General features: G+C 65.2%; 4 protein-coding genes and 1 pseudogene. 1 reads left to right on the plus strand and 4 read right to left on the minus strand.

Annotated elements, in window-relative coordinates:
* From VEI45_RS04250 to VEI45_RS04265, 4 genes and pseudogenes are all read right to left on the minus strand, one after another.
* Positions 1–655, minus strand: a pseudogene (locus VEI45_RS04250) (hypothetical protein); the annotation flags it as partial.
* Positions 656–703: 48 nt separating this feature from the next.
* The gene (locus VEI45_RS04255) at positions 704–1687 is read right to left on the minus strand and encodes an alpha/beta hydrolase (protein ID WP_324850447.1); all 984 of its coding nucleotides are present in this window, start codon (positions 1685–1687) and stop codon (positions 704–706) included.
* Positions 1684–2520 carry an SDR family oxidoreductase gene (locus tag VEI45_RS04260; protein WP_324850449.1) on the minus strand — a complete coding sequence of 279 codons (837 nt, stop codon included), beginning with the start codon at positions 2518–2520 and terminating at the stop codon, positions 1684–1686. Before VEI45_RS04260 ends, VEI45_RS04255 begins: the two co-directional genes overlap by 4 nt.
* Positions 2517–2996: a nuclear transport factor 2 family protein gene (locus tag VEI45_RS04265; RefSeq protein WP_324850451.1), complete on the minus strand. Its 480-nt coding sequence runs from the start codon at positions 2994–2996 to the stop codon at positions 2517–2519. Before VEI45_RS04265 ends, VEI45_RS04260 begins: the two co-directional genes overlap by 4 nt.
* A gap of 128 nt (positions 2997–3124) precedes the next feature.
* Here VEI45_RS04265 and VEI45_RS04270 point away from each other — a divergent pair.
* A partial coding sequence (locus tag VEI45_RS04270; RefSeq protein ID WP_324850453.1) for an NAD(P)-binding protein occupies positions 3125–4041 on the plus strand: 917 nt, incomplete at its 3' end.

The following is a 4041-nucleotide window of genomic DNA, read 5'->3' on the forward strand; positions in this document are numbered from 1 at the left end:
TTTCGTTCTGCACCACGACGCCGCGGTTGTTGATCGGCGGCAGAACCCGCTTGGGTGCATGCAGCGGCCCCTCGGGCCAATATGTGAAACCGCTACCGGTGTCGAGTGAGAACCAGGTGATCACCTGTGCCATCTTGATCAGGTAGTCGCGGAACAGCCCGGACTTACCCATCACGCTAGTCAGCCACGTTGGTGCATTCTCGTGCCGGACACCGCGGAAGCTCGGCGAATCCAGATGGCCAGGATCGCGATTCGCGCACGGCCCATTGATGTTGAACAGCATCAGCTGCGGCTTGGCGTATTCGGCATTCCAGTAGCTCTTGGCCATGTTCAGGAACCGCTCGTTGTAGAAGCAGTCGTGCAGTTGCGGGTAGAGCACCGCGCCGTAATTGGCGAGGTAGCCGCGGAAGGTCGGAGTGAGGAACAGGTCCAGCGACGGAGTAAACCCTTCGGGGAAGACGCCGCTCATGGTCGCGATCAGTTCGTCGGCCGACGCGAAGTGTTGCGCGATGATCAGCTTCCACGGGCCCTCGGTGCGAACGACCTCAAGCAGACGCTCTCGCTGCGCGTCGGTGTAGACGTCGTCGATCTCGCGAGGCGGTGCCGCCGGCCGCAACACATCCGAAAGCTCCATCCGTCGCTCGTCGGTGAGCATCAGCTTTCTCCTTCTGCCAATTCCGCTTTGGCGTGATTCTGCGCAGCGTCACCTGGCCGTGGCTGCGTCATGTCCGGTCATTGGGACGTCAATCCCGAGCGGATTGGCGAACTTCGCCTGCAGCAGTGCCCCGATCTCGGCAATAGCCAGCCGACCCCGCGCAGTCGCGTCAGACCGCATGAGGAAGCCGTGGTACATCCCGGGATAGCGGGTGATGGTGGTTTGGACGCCGGCATCGCGGAGCCGGGCCGCATATCGCTCGCCCCAATCTTGGATCGGGTCGCACCCCGCGGTCACCACGATCGCCGGCGGTAGGCCTGATAAGTCGGCGGCGTAGGCCGGGACGAGGTATGGGTCACGAGGTGGGCCTGCATCGCCGTCGGTCAGGCTGTGCAGATAATCGATGTCGTCGCGGCTGAGCATCGGCGCATCGGCCCGCGCGGTGATCGACGGGGCCGTCATATCGCGATCAAGACCTGGGTACAGCAGCACCTGCGCACAGATCGCTGGCGCACCACGGTCCCGCGCGGCCAGCGCAACTGCGGCCGCCAACGAACCACCAGCGCTGTCCCCGACTACCGCGAGCCGGTTGGCGTCGAGCCCGAGGCCATCAGCGTTTCGCGACGCCCACTCCGTCGCGGCGAAGGCGTCGTCGAACTGGGCCGGTGGTGGAGACTCGGGGGCCAACCGGTAGTCGACGGCCACGATGGTGGCGCCCGACGCCGATGCCAGCACGCGGGCCAGTGGTTCGAACGAGTGGTTGGAGCCCATGACAAGTCCGCCGCCGTGGAAATAAACCATCACAGGCTGTGCGGAATCGGCTGTCGGGCGGTAAATCCGGACCGCTAGGGGGCCAGCCGGGCCCGGGATGGCGGCGTTGGTGATGCTGGCCATCTCGGACATCTCGTCGGGCAGCGGTGCCGACTCGATCGCGGCGCGTACCACCGCCAAGCCCCGTTGGCGCATCGGCGGAATGTAGCCAAACGACGCTACCCGCCTGGCGGCGTCGGGATCCAGTGCGGGAGTCATCATTTCAGCGCCGGAGGTTGTTGGGCAGCAAGTACGTTCGCACGCTCTTTCATAGCCGACCCGACGGATTGCTCGGTGAGCAAATAGAACCGGCCCTCGGCGGCCTGCTCGAAAACCGTTTCGGCGGCCGCCAGCGGATCCATGGCCGCGGCCTTGACGTTAAGCATGGCGGCGCGCTGTGCCTCAGCGGCAGCGAAATCGCCGGCGTTGGAGTCGACTCCGCCCGCCGACTCGAAGATGTTGGATACCACCGCGCCGGGCAACACGGCCTGCACGTGAATGTGGTGAGCGTGTCCGGCCGATTGAACATCCAGATGCAGGCATTCAGTCAACGCGAGCACCGCGTGCTTGCTCATGATGTAGGGCGCCTGCAACGGAATCGCCACCACCCCGCCGACGGAAGACAGGTTCCACACCCAGGCTTGCTCCTCGGTGGCCATCATCTTCGGCAGGAACGCCCGCACGCCGTAGAAGACGCCGCTGACGTTGATGTCGACGACACGCTGCCAGTTGGCTATCGGGGTGTCCCACAGATAGCCAAACTGTTCGACTCCGGCGTTGTTCACCAACAGCCGCACCGGACCGATATCCCGGTAGGTCTTATCGGCGAGCCCTTGGACGGCGTCCGGGTCGCGGACGTCGCACACGACGTCGAGCACCACGCCTCCCGCTGCGCAGAGTTCGTCGCGCAATACCGCGACAGCGTCGGCGTCGACGTCAGCCAGTACCACGGTCATGCCCAACCGGCTGGCGTACCGCGCCAGTCCCGCACCGATACCGGCGCCGGCCCCGGTGATGACGGCGACGCCGCCGGCGAATGTTTTGCGTGCGCTCACGAAGCAGCAGTGCTGTCGGTGGTGAGCTCGGACAACAGGACCGAGTTCTGGGTGTCCAAAACGACTTCCATCGCTGTGAAGACCAGGCCGGAGGCTTGGCGCCGGATGCCGACGTTGACCACACCGCTCGATACCGCGAACGGCACGAAGTTGGCGATTTGGTTGACGAGAATGTAGAAGCGCGCGCGGGTGATGTCACCGTCGGAGCCCGTACGGTGCACGTTTGTGGCGTGGTGGCGCAACGGGTATGGGCTCTGCTTGCGATGCTCTGATAGCCATTCCACGACCGCGTCGCGTCCGTGCAGTTCGGGTGACATCAGTTCCTCGAAGGGGCTGGTGCCCGAATCGCTTCGAGTCAGGTAGTGCACGTCCTTGGCGTAGCGCGCCGCCAACTCGTCGTAGTGTGCCTCGTCGTAGTGGTACCAGAAGCCGGCGATGAACTCTTGCAGTTCCGGGAGCGCGATGTCGTTGCTCATGCCGGCGAGTCAACCCTGGTGTGGTCCCGCTAACTCCACGGATGCCCGGTCAGTGGAACATTGTCTGGCGTCCCGCTGAGTAGACAGCCGGCTGCCCGACTTGGCTGTCGGCTTCGATACTCGACGGCATGACCGCCGCTACGGAATCGACATCGTCCACCGGCCCGACCGCGCCCGACCCCGACGAACTCCGCGACAACCTGCGTCAGGCCGACCCGGGCGTACTGCTGGCGGTATTGGCTCAGCTCACTGGCGACCCGTCGGTGATCGACACCTATGCGCACAAGATTTCGCACATCCCCGACCCGCCCGAACGGGCCGGCGTCACCGACCCCGATACGGCCGAGGCGCTGGTGAACGCCATCATCGACGCGCTGGGCAGGCCCCGGCGCGCTGACGCGGTGCCCGCCGACGACTGCGACTTCTTCGCGCGACTGCTGCCGACGGCACTGGGTTCGGAGATCGACGACGAGCAGGTGGACCTGCTGCTCGAGCAGGGCGGCTTCCAGCGGTCGCAGCCTACGCTGCCGCGCACCGTGCCGATCCCCGACACCGTGAAAGTCGCCATCATCGGTGCCGGTATCGCCGGGATCAGCGTCGCCCTGGCGGCGGCCGAGGAGGGTGTGTCGTATGAGATCTTCGACCGCCACGAAGAGGTCGGCGGTACCTGGCTGACCACCACCTACCCGGGCATCGGCGTCGACACGCCGTCGGCGTATTACTCACTGTCAAGTGAGGTGAACCCGGACTGGAGCAGCTACTACCCGCAGGGTGCGGAGTATCAGGCCTACCTGGTTGCGCTCGCCGACAAACACAAGCTGCGCGAGCACACCCGGTTCCGCACCGTGGTCGAGCGGCTGTGGTGGGACGAGCACCGCAAGCAGTGGCAGATCCATTCGGTCAACGCCGACGGCCAGCGCGACATCAGTTACGCCAGCGTCGTGGTCACCGCCGCCGGATACCTCAACCGCCCGCGCTGGCCCGATGTCCAGGGCCGGGATACGTTTGCGGGCACCAGTATTCATTCGGCCTTGTGGGATTCGTC

Origin of the sequence: Mycobacterium sp. (assembly GCF_035623875.1) — a bacterium.
GTDB lineage: Bacteria > Actinomycetota > Actinomycetes > Mycobacteriales > Mycobacteriaceae > Mycobacterium.